This is a genomic window from Kitasatospora sp. NPDC058965, from assembly GCF_042741245.1.
Lineage (GTDB): Bacteria > Actinomycetota > Actinomycetes > Streptomycetales > Streptomycetaceae > Kitasatospora.
The window spans coordinates 1-13,737 of record NZ_JBHYKG010000047.1; the positions used below are offsets into that span (position 1 = coordinate 1).

The 13,737-nt window shown below is 73.1% G+C and carries 16 protein-coding genes; 3 read left to right on the plus strand and 13 right to left on the minus strand.

All coding sequences use genetic code 11. The features are described 5' to 3' along the window. The 5 genes from ACFW1A_RS10925 to ACFW1A_RS10945 all read right to left on the minus strand — a co-directional run. A partial coding sequence (locus tag ACFW1A_RS10925; protein ID WP_380407375.1) for a chromosome segregation SMC family protein occupies positions 1-1,602 on the minus strand: 1,602 nt, incomplete at its 3' end. 208 nt (positions 1,603-1,810) lie between these two features. Beyond that, positions 1,811-2,014 (minus strand): hypothetical protein, encoded by a 204-nt coding sequence (locus ACFW1A_RS10930; protein ID WP_380407376.1) that lies wholly within the window; start codon positions 2,012-2,014, stop codon positions 1,811-1,813. A gap of 399 nt (positions 2,015-2,413) precedes the next feature. After that, positions 2,414-2,692: an acylphosphatase gene (locus ACFW1A_RS10935; protein ID WP_380407378.1), complete on the minus strand. Its 279-nt coding sequence runs from the start codon at positions 2,690-2,692 to the stop codon at positions 2,414-2,416. A gap of 7 nt (positions 2,693-2,699) precedes the next feature. After that, positions 2,700-3,221 carry a winged helix-turn-helix transcriptional regulator gene (locus ACFW1A_RS10940; RefSeq protein ID WP_380407380.1) on the minus strand — a complete coding sequence of 174 codons (522 nt, stop codon included), beginning with the start codon at positions 3,219-3,221 and terminating at the stop codon, positions 2,700-2,702. Positions 3,222-3,283: 62 nt separating this feature from the next. Beyond that, the gene (locus tag ACFW1A_RS10945) at positions 3,284-4,681 is read right to left on the minus strand and encodes a hypothetical protein (protein ID WP_380407382.1); all 1,398 of its coding nucleotides are present in this window, start codon (positions 4,679-4,681) and stop codon (positions 3,284-3,286) included. Positions 4,682-4,981: 300 nt separating this feature from the next. On the opposite strand from ACFW1A_RS10945, the gene ACFW1A_RS10950 reads away from it, so the two are divergent. The 3 genes from ACFW1A_RS10950 to ACFW1A_RS10960 all read left to right on the plus strand — a co-directional run bounded on the left by ACFW1A_RS10950 (position 4,982) and on the right by ACFW1A_RS10960 (position 8,104). Then, complete coding sequence (locus ACFW1A_RS10950) at positions 4,982-5,536, plus strand: DUF6542 domain-containing protein (protein WP_380407384.1); 555 nt, start codon at positions 4,982-4,984, stop codon at positions 5,534-5,536. Next, entirely contained in the window at positions 5,529-7,121 is a 1,593-nt protein-coding gene (locus tag ACFW1A_RS10955) for an LCP family protein (RefSeq protein ID WP_380407386.1), read from the plus strand. Before ACFW1A_RS10950 ends, ACFW1A_RS10955 begins: the two co-directional genes overlap by 8 nt. Positions 7,122-7,189: 68 nt before the next feature. Continuing rightward, positions 7,190-8,104, plus strand: a complete 915-nt coding sequence (locus tag ACFW1A_RS10960) for a hypothetical protein (protein ID WP_380407388.1) — start codon at positions 7,190-7,192, stop codon at positions 8,102-8,104. A gap of 23 nt (positions 8,105-8,127) precedes the next feature. Here the strand turns inward: ACFW1A_RS10960 and mutM are convergent, their stop codons facing one another. The 8 genes from mutM to ACFW1A_RS11000 form a co-directional block, all read right to left on the minus strand. Further along, entirely contained in the window at positions 8,128-8,985 is an 858-nt protein-coding gene (gene mutM / locus ACFW1A_RS10965; RefSeq protein WP_380407390.1) for a bifunctional DNA-formamidopyrimidine glycosylase/DNA-(apurinic or apyrimidinic site) lyase, read from the minus strand. 11 nt (positions 8,986-8,996) lie between these two features. Beyond that, positions 8,997-9,773, minus strand: a complete 777-nt coding sequence (gene rnc / locus ACFW1A_RS10970) for a ribonuclease III (protein WP_380407392.1) — start codon at positions 9,771-9,773, stop codon at positions 8,997-8,999. A gap of 20 nt (positions 9,774-9,793) precedes the next feature. Next, positions 9,794-9,967, minus strand: a complete 174-nt coding sequence (rpmF, locus tag ACFW1A_RS10975) for a 50S ribosomal protein L32 (protein ID WP_030275709.1) — start codon at positions 9,965-9,967, stop codon at positions 9,794-9,796. A gap of 2 nt (positions 9,968-9,969) precedes the next feature. Beyond that, positions 9,970-10,602 carry a YceD family protein gene (locus ACFW1A_RS10980; protein ID WP_380407394.1) on the minus strand — a complete coding sequence of 211 codons (633 nt, stop codon included), beginning with the start codon at positions 10,600-10,602 and terminating at the stop codon, positions 9,970-9,972. Positions 10,603-10,769: 167 nt separating this feature from the next. Next, positions 10,770-11,924 carry a cell division initiation protein gene (locus tag ACFW1A_RS10985; protein ID WP_380407396.1) on the minus strand — a complete coding sequence of 385 codons (1,155 nt, stop codon included), beginning with the start codon at positions 11,922-11,924 and terminating at the stop codon, positions 10,770-10,772. Positions 11,925-12,005: 81 nt separating this feature from the next. Then, positions 12,006-12,494: a pantetheine-phosphate adenylyltransferase gene (gene coaD / locus ACFW1A_RS10990; RefSeq protein ID WP_380407398.1), complete on the minus strand. Its 489-nt coding sequence runs from the start codon at positions 12,492-12,494 to the stop codon at positions 12,006-12,008. Positions 12,495-12,548: 54 nt separating this feature from the next. Further along, the gene (rsmD, locus tag ACFW1A_RS10995; RefSeq protein WP_380407400.1) at positions 12,549-13,112 is read right to left on the minus strand and encodes a 16S rRNA (guanine(966)-N(2))-methyltransferase RsmD; all 564 of its coding nucleotides are present in this window, start codon (positions 13,110-13,112) and stop codon (positions 12,549-12,551) included. Between the two features lie 114 nt (positions 13,113-13,226). Then, the gene (locus ACFW1A_RS11000; protein ID WP_380407402.1) at positions 13,227-13,736 is read right to left on the minus strand and encodes a hypothetical protein; all 510 of its coding nucleotides are present in this window, start codon (positions 13,734-13,736) and stop codon (positions 13,227-13,229) included. Position 13,737 lies beyond the last annotated feature (1 nt).

The window sequence follows — 13,737 nt, forward strand, 5'->3', positions numbered from 1 at the left end:
CGCCAGCGCCGTATCGTGGCCCGGGGCCGCGGTGAGCAGTCCGGCGGCCGGACCGAGGACGCCGACCAGCCGGTCGGCGGCGGCCAGCAGCGCGCCGCTGCCGTCCTTGCGCCGCAGGCCGAGCGAGAGCGCCTCGTGACGGGCCGTCAGGGCGGCCCGCTCCCGGTCGGCCGCGCCCGCCGCCTCGCGCGCGGCGCTCAGGGCGCTCTCGGCGGCGGCCAGCTGACCGCGGGCCAGCTCGTGCTCGTCCTCCAGCCGCTCGTCGCCGCTCTCCAGTCCGGCCACCCGCTCCTGCAGCAGGTCGAACTCGGTGGCGGCGGCCGCGGCCCGCTCCAGCGCCTCGTCCCGGGCCGCGGCCAGCCGGTCGATCTCGGCCTGGGCCCCGGCCGCCCGGGAGGCGGCGGCCGCGGCCTGGCCCTGCAGCCGGGCCAGCCCCTCGCGCCGGTCGGCGGCGGCCCGGGCGGCGGCCCGCAGCCGCTGCTCCTCGGCGGTCAGCTCGCGCTCCAGCTCCGCGCGCCGCTCGACCGCCTCGGCCAGCGCGTACTGCGCCTCCTCCAGCGCCTCGGTGAGCGCGGCCTCCTCCTCGCGGATCTGCTCGGCCTCGGCCGCCAGCTCCTCCGGGTCGCGCCCGCGCCGCTCCTCGGGGCCGGCCCCGCTGGTGGCGTGCCGGATCCGGGCCTCGGCCAGCCCGATCGTCCCGCGGGTCCGCTCGACCAGCGCGGAGAGCCGGTACCAGGCCTGCCGCCCGGCCTCCAGCCGCGGGCCGAGCTGCTCCACCTGGGCCTCCAGCACCGCCTCGCGCTGGCGGGCGGTCAGCAGCTCCTGCTCCACGGTGGCCCGGCGCAGCTTGAGCGCCAGCTCGTCGGCCACCTCGGCCTGCACCGCCCGGCGCAGCGCCAGCAGGTCGTCGGCGAGCAGCCGCAGCCGGGCGTCGCGCAGCTCGGCCTGGATCCCGGCGGCCCGGCGGGCGATCTTGGCCTGCCGGCCCAGCGGACCGAGCTGGCGGCGCAGCTCGGCCACCAGGTCCTGGACCCGGTTGAGGTTGGCCGCCATCGCGTCCAGCTTCCGCAGCGCCTTCTCCTTGCGCTTGCGGTGCTTGAGCACCCCGGCGGCCTCCTCGATGAAGGCGCGCCGGCCCATCGGGTCGGCGTGCAGCACCGAGTCGAGCCGCCCCTGGCCGACGATCACGTGCATCTCCCGGCCGATGCCGGAGTCGGAGAGCAGTTCCTGGATGTCCAGCAGCCGGCAGGTGTCCCCGTTGATCGCGTACTCGCTGCCGCCGTTGCGGAACATGGTGCGGCTGATCGTCACCTCGGCGTAGTCGATGGGCAGCGCGCCGTCGGTGTTGTCGATGGTCAGGCTCACCTCGGCGCGGCCCAGCGGGGCCCGCCCGCTGGTGCCGGCGAAGATGACGTCCTCCATCTTGCCGCCGCGCAGCGACTTGACGCCCTGCTCGCCCATCACCCAGGAGAGCGCGTCGACCACGTTCGACTTCCCCGAGCCGTTCGGCCCGACCACGCAGGTGATCCCCGGTTCGAACCGGAGCGTGGTGGCCGAGGCGAAGGACTTGAAGCCCCGCAGCGTCAGACTCTTGAGGTGCACCCGGCCGACTGTATCCGCCGCCCCGGCACGGTTTCGTCCGGCCGGGCCGTGGGCAGCCTCAGGAAGACCTGACGGGGTGGGGGCGCCGTACCGGGAACGACGAAGGGACGCCGGTCAAGGCGTCCCAATGATCGCGTCCCGAGGGTGTTCGCGTCGGTGCGCGGCAAAATCGGCCGGTCGAAAGAGGCCGGTCGATTCGATTCCCGGATCAGGTGAGCGCGGGCTCCCGGGATCCGAGGTCGATGCTGTCGAGCAGCGAGTGCTCGTCGGCGACAGCGACGAGAGCGTCGTTCTCGGCCTGCATCCGAACGAGTTCGGCCTCCAGGTCCTGGACGCGCTGCTGAAGCCGCCGCATCTCGGACAGCATTCGCGGGTCGGGGCCGCCGACGTACCCGAGAAGCGCCTTTGCCATGATTGATGGTCCTCCACGCTGAGTGACCGAACCAGAACGGTGTGGTCGAGGGGAAGGGATGACGCACGCGCTGCACGACAAGGGGCAGTGCTGGCTGGGCACAACAGGTCAGACACTGTGGATGTGCGGCCACAGGGCACGACCCTGCCCGAAAATCGCCGTCGCGTGCGCGGGCTTCCAGCGTCTCACCAAAGACCGTACGGGTCAACACGATCACCGCGTGCTACAACGCCGCTGTCACCTGCATGGCGGTCGACTCACGCCATGGGCAGCGACGATCACCACCGGCATCCGGTGGATCACTGCTCGATGCGGAGTCAACCACGAGATCAGCTACGGCGCAACCGTTCAACGGGAAACGTCGGGTCCACCGTCACCCGGCGGGCGCAGTGGGCCCGATCAGCGGATCTCGAAGGTCGGATAGCCGGCGCCGGGGGCTCCCCATATCTCCGTCACGCCGGTGACCCGGCCGGGCGTGTCCGGGCCGCGCAGCAGGGCGAGCAGCTGCTCGCAGTCGGCCCGGTCGCCCTCGGCGACCACCTGGACCCGGCCGTCGCCGAGGTTGCTCGCGTAGCCGGTCAGGCCGATCTCCAGCGCGCGGGCCCTGGTCCACCAGCGGAAACCGACCTGCTGGACCTTGCCGCGCACCCAGGCGGTGACTCGGACGTTCTGCTGCACCCGACGATTATCCCCGCCGCTGCGCGCCCGGCTCCAGCGGACCGGACCGGTCCCAGCCGGGCGAGCGCACCTCCAGGCGCTGCGAGCCCGGAGCCACCTCCTCGCCGCAGGTGCGGCAGACCCACGCGACGTCCAGCGGGTGCTCGTCCGGCCGGTCGGCGTGGTGGTGCAGCACCACCGGCGGCGTCACCACGGCCCAGCGGTCGCCCCACTGCAGCAGCGCCTGGATCACCGGCGCGAGCTCCAGGCCGGCCTCGGTGAGGTGGTACTCGTGGCGCACCGGGCGCTCCTGGTACGGGCGGCGCTCCACCACCCCGGCCTCCTCCAGCGCGCGGAGCCGGACGGTGAGCCGGTCGCGCGGGGCGCCGGTGTTGCGGGCGATCCGGTCGAACCGGTGGTTGCCGTAGAACAGCTCGCGGACCGCGAGCAGCGCCCACTTCTCCCCCAGCACCTGCAGGGCGGCGGCGACCGCGCAGGGTCGGCCGGGCAGCTCGGCGGGGTCCAACGGCAGGGCAGGGCTGGCGGTCACACCGCCAACCCTGCCACAGCGGGTTCCAGTATCAAACCGTATGGAACCCGGACGGCCCGGGACTACCAGTCCCCGCCGCCGAAGTCGCCACCACCGCCACCGCCGAAGTCGCCCCCGCCGCCCCAGTCGCCGCCACCGCCGCCGAAGTCGCTGTTGCTGAAGTCGCCGCCGGAGAAGTCGCCGCCCTCGTAGCGCTCGTGGCCGCCCCAGTCGCCGCCGCCCTCGTAGCCGCCCCCCTCGTAGCCGCCGCCGTAGCCGTAGGCGGGGCCGCCGGAGAAGGCCTCGCCGAGCACGGTGCCGATCAGCAGGCCGGGCAGCAGGCCCGAGCCGTAGCCGCCGAAGTAGCCGCCGGCCCACGGGCCGTAAGCCGGACCGGCGTTCCAGTACGGCTGCGGACCCTGGTCGGTCTGCACGGTGCGGATCGCCGGGTCCAGCCCGGTGGCCAGCCGCTGCGCGTCGGCGGCGCAGACCGGCACCCGGCGGGCCGCACCGCCGGCCGGCGCCCAGTCGGCGTCCTGCACCGAGGGCCCGTGCCGCGGGTCGAAGAAGCACGGCGGGCGGCGCTCCGGCAGCGGCCGGCCCTCCCGCCGGGCGGCCAGCGTGGCCAGCGAGAACCGACCGTCCTCCAGGGCGGTGGTCACCGCCTTGACGTCCTCCGGCTTCTTCGCCGCGTCCATCGTCTTCTTGGCGGTCTCGTAGGCGTCCAGGGCCCGGGTGTAGTCCGCGCGCTGGGCGTCGTCCGCGCCGGGGGCGCCGGGGCTGAAGTCGAGCCGGTCCAGTTCCTCGCCGAAGGCGGTGATGTCCTCGTCCACCACGGTGCGCAGCTTGCGCAGCTCCTCGGCCTGCTGCGCGGCCTTGCGCTTGCGCGAGCGCCGCACCAGCCAGAAGACCCCGCCGCCGACCAGGAGCAGCAGCACCAGCGGGACCACGAGGAGGGCCGCACTGAAGCCGGAGGAGCCCGGGGCGTGGCCCTTGACCTTCGGGGAGACGTTGGTGACGAAATCGGTCAGTGTGCCGTTGATGTCACCGTGGTGCGAATCGTAGGCGGCCCGGCCGTAGTTCGTGACGGTCGAGGCGGCCATCACCGAGCGGTCGGCGCGGACCGCGAACTGCGTGCCGCGGAAGACGGCGTAGACGCCGGTGATGCCGGCCTTGGTCCGCAGGTCGGTGACCAGGGAGTCCAGCGCCGGGTACGGCGCGGCGGCCGGCACCACGGCCACCATGATCGGCTTGTCCGCGTCCTTGATCTTCTTGGTCAGCGCGTCGGCCTGGGCCTGGGAGAACTGGCCGGTCATGACCGGGTCCACGTAGACCTTGCCCTGCTTGAGGGAGGCAGCGGCATCGTCGAGTCCGCCGGCCGCGACGGCGGAGCCGGGGACGAGCAGGAGGAGCAGCCCGAGCAGCGTCGCCAGGGCGACGGCCGGACCGCGCGCCCAGGAACGGCGAAGAACGATTCTCATGCAACAGAAGCTACCGCCCGCCCCGTCCTTCCCTTGGGGGGCAACGGCTCCGCGCGGGCGCCGCGGGTCGCCCAGCGAGCCGCCAACTTCGCTGCTGGACACGGTGGTTAGGATGTCAACCAAGATCTTGGCAAAGTCGGATCAAATGTTGTTCTCTTACGCAAGCGTTACAGTCCGACCTTCCGGAACCACCCGGCCCTCCGACGTCGTCCGAATGCTTGCTAGATTGCGCAACTGTCATAGTCGGCCACGGCCGGCTCGACCGCCGGGCGGACCGGCTGACCGGACGAGGTAGGGGACATGGCAGGCCAGCGGGTGATCCCCGGGGACGCTGCGGACCAGCGCCGCCCACGGGGCGGGGGGCACGGTCCGGTACCGGCACCCCGCCGCGAGTCGGACCCGGCGTTCCAGGGGCACGAGAGCCGTTCCGGGGGCCGCGCGGCCACCCGCGCGGCGGGCCGGGCGCGCACCCGGCGGCCGACCCCGGGCGTGGTGGTCGCCACCGCGCTCGGCCTGCCGGTGCTCGGCGCGCTCGGCGGCGAACTGCTCGGCGACTCCCCCGGCACCGGCTGGGCGGTGCTCACCGTGCTCGGCTTCGCCCTCGCCGCACAGATGGCCACCCGGGCCGGCTGGTGGTGGGTGCTCAGCTCGGTCGCCCCGGTCGTGCTGGCGAGCTACACCGGCGCCGAGTACCTGGCCCACCGGGACGAGTACGCCGACACCAAGCAGTTGGCCACCGGCGCCGCCCGCTGGGCCTCCGCCGCCTTCCCCACCATGGCCTGGGCACTGGGCGCGGCCCTGCTGGTCGTGCTGGTCCGGCTGCTGCGCGAGCGGAAGGGGTCCCGCCGTGGCTGACCGCCCCACCGACCGGCGCCGACCGGCGCCGCCCCGCGCCGCCCGCAGGCCGCTGCTGGTGGCGGGCCGCACCGTCGCCTGCGCCACCTCGCTGGCGGTGCTGGTCACCTGCGGGGTCGCCTGGTACGCGGTGACCGACCTGCGCAGCGGGATGACCACCTCCAGCGCGCTGGACGACATCAAGAAGTCGGCCCCGCCGCACCTGGACAACTCGGTCAACCTGCTGCTGATCGGCCTGGACAGCCGCAAGGACATGAACGGCAACGACCTGCCGGGCGAGTTCGTCCAGGACGAGCTGCACGCCGGCTCCAGCAGCGAGGTCGGCGGCTACAACACCAACACCCTGATGCTGATGCACATCCCGGCCAACGGCGGCCAGGTCACCGCGCTCTCGGTGCCGCGCGACGACTACGTCCAGACGGTGGGCGCCGACGGGAAGATGCACAAGATCAAGGAGGCCTACGGCATCGCCAAGTCGATGTTCGAGGCCAAGGCCCCCAAGGGCCTGTCCAAGGCGGACCTGGAGCGGCAGGGCCGCGAGGCGGGGCGCAAGGCGACCCTGGCCACCGTGCAGAGCTTCCTGGGCGTGCCGATCGACCACTTCGCCGAGGTCAACCTGGTCGGCTTCTACGACATCGCCAAGGCGGTCCAGCCGATCACCGTCTGCCTCAACCACGACACCAAGGACCCGGCCATCGAGGGCCAGGGCTCCGGCGCCGACTTCCACCAGGGCCTGAACACCCTCAACGCCTCGCAGGCGCTCTCCTTCGTCCGCCAGCGGCACAACCTGGCCGGCGGCGACTTCGACCGGACGCACCGTCAGCAGGCCTTCATCTCCTCGGTGGTGAAGAAGCTGAAGGACCAGGGTGTGGTCGGCGACCTGGGGAAGATGCAGCAGCTGTTCGACGTGGTCAAGAAGGACGTGGTGACGGACGACCAGTGGGACGTGCTGGACTTCGCCCAGCAGGCCCCGAACCTGTCCGGCGGCCACGTGGTCGCCAACACCCTGCCGATCGCCGGCTTCGCCACCGTCAACGGCCAGGACGTCAACAAGGTCGACCCGGTGCAGATCAAGCGGATCGTGCAGCAGCTGATCGGCCACGACCCGACCCCGGTGTCCGGCGACCCGGTGGAGAACGGCTCGGCCCCCGCCGCGCCGGCCGCGCCGAGCAGCCCCGCCGCGCAGTCGCCGGCGGCGGCCAGGGCCACCGGCACGGTGGACGTCACCAACACCTCCGCCGTCCCGGGTGCGGCCGCCAACGAGCTCAAGTCGCTGGTCGCCATGGGCTTCACCGAGGGCCGGACCGGTCAGGGCCCGCACCAGGCGAGGACCACGGTGACCTACGGGGCCGGCGAGAAGGACGCCGCCGACCAGGTCGCCGCCCGCTACGGCGTGACCGCCTCCCCCGGCACCGCGGTGCGGGCCGGCCACGTCCAGGTGACCCTGGGCACCGGGTACGCCCCGCCCCCCGCCGGCGGCGCCGGACCGGCCGGTCCGTCCGCCTCCGGACCGGCCGATCCGGCCGTCGGCCTGCCGATGCAGGGCCCGGCCGTGAAGATGGGCGGCATCCCCTGCGTCGACTGACGGCCGGGGTTCGGGGAACCCCCGCCGACAGGGCATAGTGGGATCAACCCACCCGATCAGGAGTCTCTGTGATCATCGGCCTGGTGACCGCCGTCGCCGCCTCCACCTGTTACGGCGTCGGCTCGGTGCTGCAGGCCGTCGGCTCGCGCCGCTCGGCCCGCGCGGAGGCCGAGCGCGCCGAACCGGACCAGCTCACCGAGCACGGCGGCCCGAGCCTGAGCTCCACCGCCAAGGCCGTGGTCACCTGGGAGTTCCTGCTCGGCACGGTGCTGGACTTCGTCGGCTTCCTGCTCGGCGCGCTCTCCGCGCGCCTGCTGCCGCTCTTCCTCTCGCAGACCGTGATCAGCGCCAACCTGGTGATCACCGCGGTCTGCTCGATCAAGCTGCTCGGGATCCGGCTCAAGCGCCCGGAGTGGGCCGCGATCGGCGTGGTCTGCGGCGCGCTGGTGATGCTGGCGGTGGCCGCCGGACCGGAGGGCACCGGGACCACCCCGATGGCGACCCACTGGTGGTTGCTGCTGATCTCGGTGGTGCTGATCGCCGGCGGCTCGCTGCTGGTGCGCCGGCTCGGGCGCAGCGGCGCGATCGTGGCCGGCCTGCTCTCCGGGCTCGGCTTCGGCGCGCTCGGCATCGGGGTGCGGATCCTGGACGGGGTCGACCCCTTCGACCTGGGCCGGCTGCTCGGCGACCCGGCGCTGTACGCGATCCTGGTCGGCGGCATCGGCGGGATGTACCTGCACACCGTCGCGCTGCAGATCGGCTCGGTGAACGGGGCCACCGCCGCGCTGGTGGTCGGCGAGACCGTGGTGCCGGGCGTGGTCGGCGTGGTCTGGCTGGGCGACGCCACCCGGGACGGGCTGGCCTGGCTGGGCCTGCTCGGCTTCGTGCTGGCGGTGGCCGGCGCGGTCGCGGTGGCGCACTACGGGGAGGGCGAGGGCGCCCTGCAGCTGGAGTCCAGGTCACCGGAGCCGGCGGCGCACTGAGCCCGGCGGCCGGGCCGCGGGCCTCAGTCGGTGCGCTGGCGCGGCACCCGCTGGCAGCGCGGGCAGAAGTAGCTGGACCGGTTCATCCAGGCGGCCCGCCGGATCGGGGTGCCGCAGCGGTAGCAGGGCTCGCCCTCGCGGCCGTAGGCGTCCAGCGAGCGGGAGAAGTAGCCGCTCTCGCCGTTCACGTTGACGTAGAGGCTGTCGAAGCTGGTGCCGCCGACGGCGAGCGCCGCGTTCATCACGTCCCGGGCGTTGGCCAGCAGCGCGGCGGCCAGCGGGCGGGTCAGCGTGCCGGTCGGCCGGTCGTAGTGCAGCTTGGAGCGCCACAGCGCCTCGTCCGCGTAGATGTTGCCGACCCCGCTGATCAACGACTGGTCGAGCAGCGCGCGCTTGACCGTGGTCCGCTTGGCCCGCAGCGCGGCGAGGAAGGCCTCGTCGTCGAAGCGCGGGTCCAGCGGGTCGCGGGCGATGTGCGCCAGCGAGAGCGGCAGCCCGGCGGGGTCGGTCTCCTCCACCGCCAGGTGTCCGAAGGTGCGCTGGTCGACGAAGCGCAGCTCGCGCCCGCCGTCGGCGAACCGCAGCCGCACCCGCAGGTGGGTCTCGTCGGGGGTGGCCGGGTCCTGCACCAGCAGCTGCCCGCTCATCCCGAGGTGGCCGAGCATCGCCAGGCCCTCGCCGGCCGGCAGCCACAGGTACTTGCCGCGGCGCTCGGCGGCCCCCAGGGTGCGACCGGTCAGCCGGTCGGCGAAGTCGACCCCGCCGCCGGTCTGCCGGCGCACCGCGCGCGGGTGCAGGACCTGCACCTCGGCGACGGTGCGGCCGCTCACCCAGGAGGCCAGGCCGCGCCGGACCACCTCGACTTCGGGGAGTTCGGGCACGGCGCGCCTCCTCAGGCGGCGGGCGCGGCGGGGTTGTCCCCGTACTTGGCCTTGATCGCGCGCCAGGCGCTCTCGGCGGCCTTCTGCTCGGCCTCCTTCTTGGAGCGGCCGGTGCCGCTGCCGAAGGCCTCGCCGGCCACCTTGGCCGCCGCGTTGAAGGTCTTCTCGTGGTCCGGACCGGACTCCTCGACCACGTACTCCGGTACGCCGATGCCCACCGAGGCGGTGAGTTCCTGGAGGCTGGTCTTCCAGTCCAGGCCGGCGCCCAGCTGCGAGGACTCCGCGATCAGCGGGTCGAACAGCCGGTGCACGAACTCGGTCGCCGAGTCCAGGCCCTGGTCGAGGTAGATCGCCCCGATCACGGCCTCGACGGTGTCCGCCAGGATCGAGGACTTGTCGCGGCCGCCGGTGCCCTCCTCGCCCTTGCCGAGCCGGATGAAGGCGCCCAGCTCCAGGCCGCGGCCCACCTCGGCGAGCGCGCGGGAGTTGACCACCGCGGCGCGCAGCTTGGCCAGCGTGCCCTCGGGCACGTCCGGGTGGATCCGGTAGAGGGTGTCGGTGACGACCAGGCCCAGCACCGAGTCGCCGAGGAACTCCAGGCGCTCGTTGGTGGGCAGTCCGCCGTTCTCGTAGGCGAATGAACGGTGCGTCAGGGCACGTACCAGAAGGGCGCGCTCGAGTGTGTACCCGAGGCGCCCTTCCAGGACGTCGTATGCGGTCGAGGCCGGCCCGCCGCCCTTCACCCCGTTGCCGGGAGACGACTTGCGGGAGGAGTTACCGTCCGACATCGATCGATGCACCCCGCCGATCAGACCGAGAGGACCTGGCGACGGTTGTACGTGCCGCAGCTCGGGCACGCGATGTGCGCGAGCTTCGGCTCGTGGCAGCGGTCGCACGCGACGAGCGCGGGAGCGACCGCCTTCCAGTTGCTACGGCGGTGGCGCGTGTTGCTGCGCGACATCTTCCGCTTCGGAACAGCCACGGCTACTTCTCCTGGTTCTCGGCGAGACCCTCACGGGTGTCGCTGTTCTCGTCACCCTCGTCGCCGTGGCCGGCGGAGAGTCCCTGCAAAGCCGCCCACCGGGGGTCGGCGGCGTCGTGGTGGTGGTCCGGGTCCTCGTTGAGCAGCGCCCCGCACTCGGAGCACAGGCCCAGGCAGTCTTCCCGGCACACCGGCTGCAGCGGCAGTGCGAGCACCACCGCGTCACGCAGCACCGGTTCGAGGTCGAAGAAATCGCCCTCCAACCGGTAAGTCTCTTCCTCGTCCTCCTCGGACAGTTCGTCCTGGGAGGACACCCGGCCGCGCTCGTCGGTCTCCGGGTAGTAGTACAGCTCCTGGAACTCCACGTCGAGGTCGTCCTCGACCGGCTCCAGGCAGCGCACGCACTCGCCGGCGACGTGCACCTCGGCGGAGCCCGTGATCAGGACGCCCTCGACCACCGACTCCAGCCGCAGCTCCAGCGCCATCTCGCTGCCCACCGGGACGCCGATCACGTCCTCGATGCCGAACGCCTCGGGCGCCTGCAGGGTCCGTTCCACCGTGCGCATCGAGCCCGGGCGACGGCCGAGCTCGTGCGTGTCGAACACGAGTGGGTCGCGGTGGTCGAGGCGGTTCACGGTTCCTGACTTCCTGACGGCGGGCGCATCGCTGCGCTGCACGGTTGTATCGCGGGGGCGGTCCGGCGCCCGGTGCACTCGGTGCGCGGGCAGCCGAACGGTCGGCATCCCAAGGCCGGAGGTGTCAGACTACCCGAGAGCAGGCCCAGGCCCAACTTCGGCCCCGCTCAACGGCCGCCGAGCTCCCGCAGCCGGGTCATGTCGATCATGCTGGTGTCGAAGAAACTGGTCTCGTCCAGCGCGGCCTGCGCGGCGGCCTGCGGCTGGTGGGCGGGCTGCGGCTGGTGGTAGCCGTAGTCCTGCTGGTAGCCGGTCTGCTGCTGCGGCACCGGCTGGTAGCCGTGCTGCTGCTCCTGCGGGTAGCCGTAGCCGGCCGCGTACGGGTCGGCCTGCTGCGGCTGCGGGTAGCCCTCGTAGCCCGGGTGGCCGGCGTACTGGCCGGTGCTCGGGTCGTAGCCGCCGCCGTAGGCGTCCTGGTAGGCGACCGGCTGCTGCTGGTACTCCTGGCCCTGCTGCTGGTAGCCGTGGTCGTAACCGACCTCGCCCGGGGCGGCCTGCCAGCCGGCCTGCGCGGGGGTCTGCTCCGGCCAGGCCGGTTCCTCCTCGCGGTACCAGGGCCGCTCCTCCTCGCCGTCGGCGAAGCCCGCCGCCACCGCCTCGGCCCGGTCCTTGAGCTGCTGCGCCTCGTCGGCGGCGGCCAGGTAGGCGGCCAGCTCGTCGATCGGCTTCTTGCCGAGCAGCTTGTCCCGGCCCCGGCCGACCGCCTCCAGGGTGCCGCTCAGCACCGCCTGCAGGGTGGCCAGCTTGGCGTCGACGTACTCGTCCACCTCGGGGCTGGGGGTGGCGTGCGGCTGGAACTCCTCGCCGTCCTCCGCCTCGTAGCCGCCCTCGCCGCGCAGCTTGTCCCGGCCGCGGCCGACCGCGCCGAGCGTCTTGGTGAGCACCACCTCGAAGTTGGCCAGCTTGCTGTCGACGTAGTCGTCCGCCTCCTCGCGCTTGGCCTGGACCTCGGTCCGGGCCTCGGCGAGGATCCGGTCCGCCTCGGCCTGAGCCCGGCGGACCACCTCGGTGTCGGAGATCAGCGACCCGCGCTCGGCGTGCGCACCCTGGATGATCCGGTCCGCCTCGTCACGGGCGCCGGCCACCATCTGCTCGTGGTCGGCCATCACGGACTGGGCCTGGGCCAGCTCGGCCGGCAGCTCCTCGCGCAGGCCGCGCAGCAGCGCGACCAGCTCGGCGCGGTTGACCACACAGGAGGCCGACATCGGCATCGCTCGGGCGTTCTCGACCACGGCGATGATGTCGTCGACTCTGTTCTGCACGTCCACGGGTCTTCTGTCTTTCCGTGAGTACCGCAAGGCGGGGATACAGACTGTACGTCAGAATCCCGCTGCCGCCGCCAGCTACCCGGCGGCTCGCTCGGCGAGCCGGTCGATCAACCGCTGGTGCACCGCGGGCGGGATCAGGTGCGAGACGTCCCCGCCGTACGAGGCCACCTCCTTGACCAGCGTGGAGGAGAGGAAGCTGTAGGTCGGCGAGGTGGGCACGAAGAGCGTCTCCACCCCGGTCAGGCCGCGGTTCATCTGCGCCATCTGCAGCTCGTAGTCGAAGTCGCTGACCGCGCGCAGGCCCTTGACGATGGCCGGGATGCCGCGGTCGCGGCAGAAGTCCACCAGCAGCCCGTGGTGGGACTCCACCTGCACGTTGCCGTACTGCTCGCAGACCTCCTCGATCAGCGCGATCCGCTCGTCCACGCTGAACAGGCCCGACTTGTTCTTGTTGATCAGCACCGCGACGTGCACCACGTCGTAGAGCTGCGAGGCCCGCTCGATGATGTCGAGGTGACCGTTGGTGATCGGGTCGAACGAACCCGGGCAGACGGCGCGGCGCATGAGGGTGGTGTCCTTTTCGGTGGGTGGCCCGGCGGGTGGTCCTGGCCGGTACGGTCAGACTGCCTGTCCGTACCAGAGCGTGCCCTCGCCGTAACGGCGCGAGCGGAGTCCTTCGAAGCCCCCGGGCCAGCCGAATTCGCCGCCCCGGGTGCTGCGTTCCACGGTGACGAGTGCGTCGTCGGTGATCCAGCCCCCGGCCCGGAGTGTGATCAGCATCTCGCGCAGCTCGGCGTCCGGCAGCACGTACGGCGGGTCCAGGAAGACCAGGTCGTAGGGGGTCTGCGGGGGCGCTCCGGCGACCACCCGCTCGGCCCGCTCGGCCCGCACCTCGGCGCCGGGCAGCGCGACCGTCTGCACGTTGGCCCGCACCACCCGGGCGGCCGCCTGGTCCGCCTCCACCAGCAGCACGTGCCCGGCGCCGCGGGAGAGCGCCTCCAGGCCCACCGCACCGGAGCCGGCGAACAGGTCCAGCAGCCGGGCCCCGGCCATCGTGCCGCGCAGCGACTCCAGGGTGGAGAACATCGCCTCCCGGGCCTTGTCGGAGGTGGGACGGGTGCCCCGGCCGGGCGGTACGGCCAGTCGGCGGCCGCCGGCCGCCCCGGCGATCACGCGGGTCATGGTGGGTGGGCCGCCTCTCTTCTGCGCTGCCTCTTCGCTGCCCGACCACGCTATACGGCGGTGCCCCCTGCCGGTCGGACCGGAGGGGGCACCTGGCGGGACGGGGGTCGCGGACTACTCCTCGGCCGCCGCGCCGAGCAGGGCCGGCGAGGCGTACCGGGACCAGGACAGGCAGCCGTCGGGCGGGCAGTACTCGGGCCGGCGCGGGTCGTGGCCCAGCTCGCGCAGCTTGGTCCGGACGGAGTCGGGCGTGCGGCCGAACCGGGCGGCTATCCGGGCGACGGTCTCGCCCTCGTGGAACCGCCGGGTCAGCTCCTCCTCGTGCTGCGGCACCCAGGGGGCGCCGTGGCCGGGGTAGAGCTCGCGCAGCACGTCGCGGTCGGGGATGGGCTCGGAGACGTCGGCCACGATCGCCAGCGCCCGCAGCGCCCGGTTCAGGGCGATCCGCAGGTTGGCCACGTCCTCCACCGGCAGGCGCAGCCGGCCGGAGGCCAGTGGGCTGGCGGCGTGGCCCTCGCGCCAGCCGGTCAGGGTGAGGGTGACTTCGCGGTCGTCCTCGCTGGCCAGTTCGACCCTGAAGACCTTGTCGCCCAGCGGGAGCTCGTTGAGGTGACGGAATGCCATG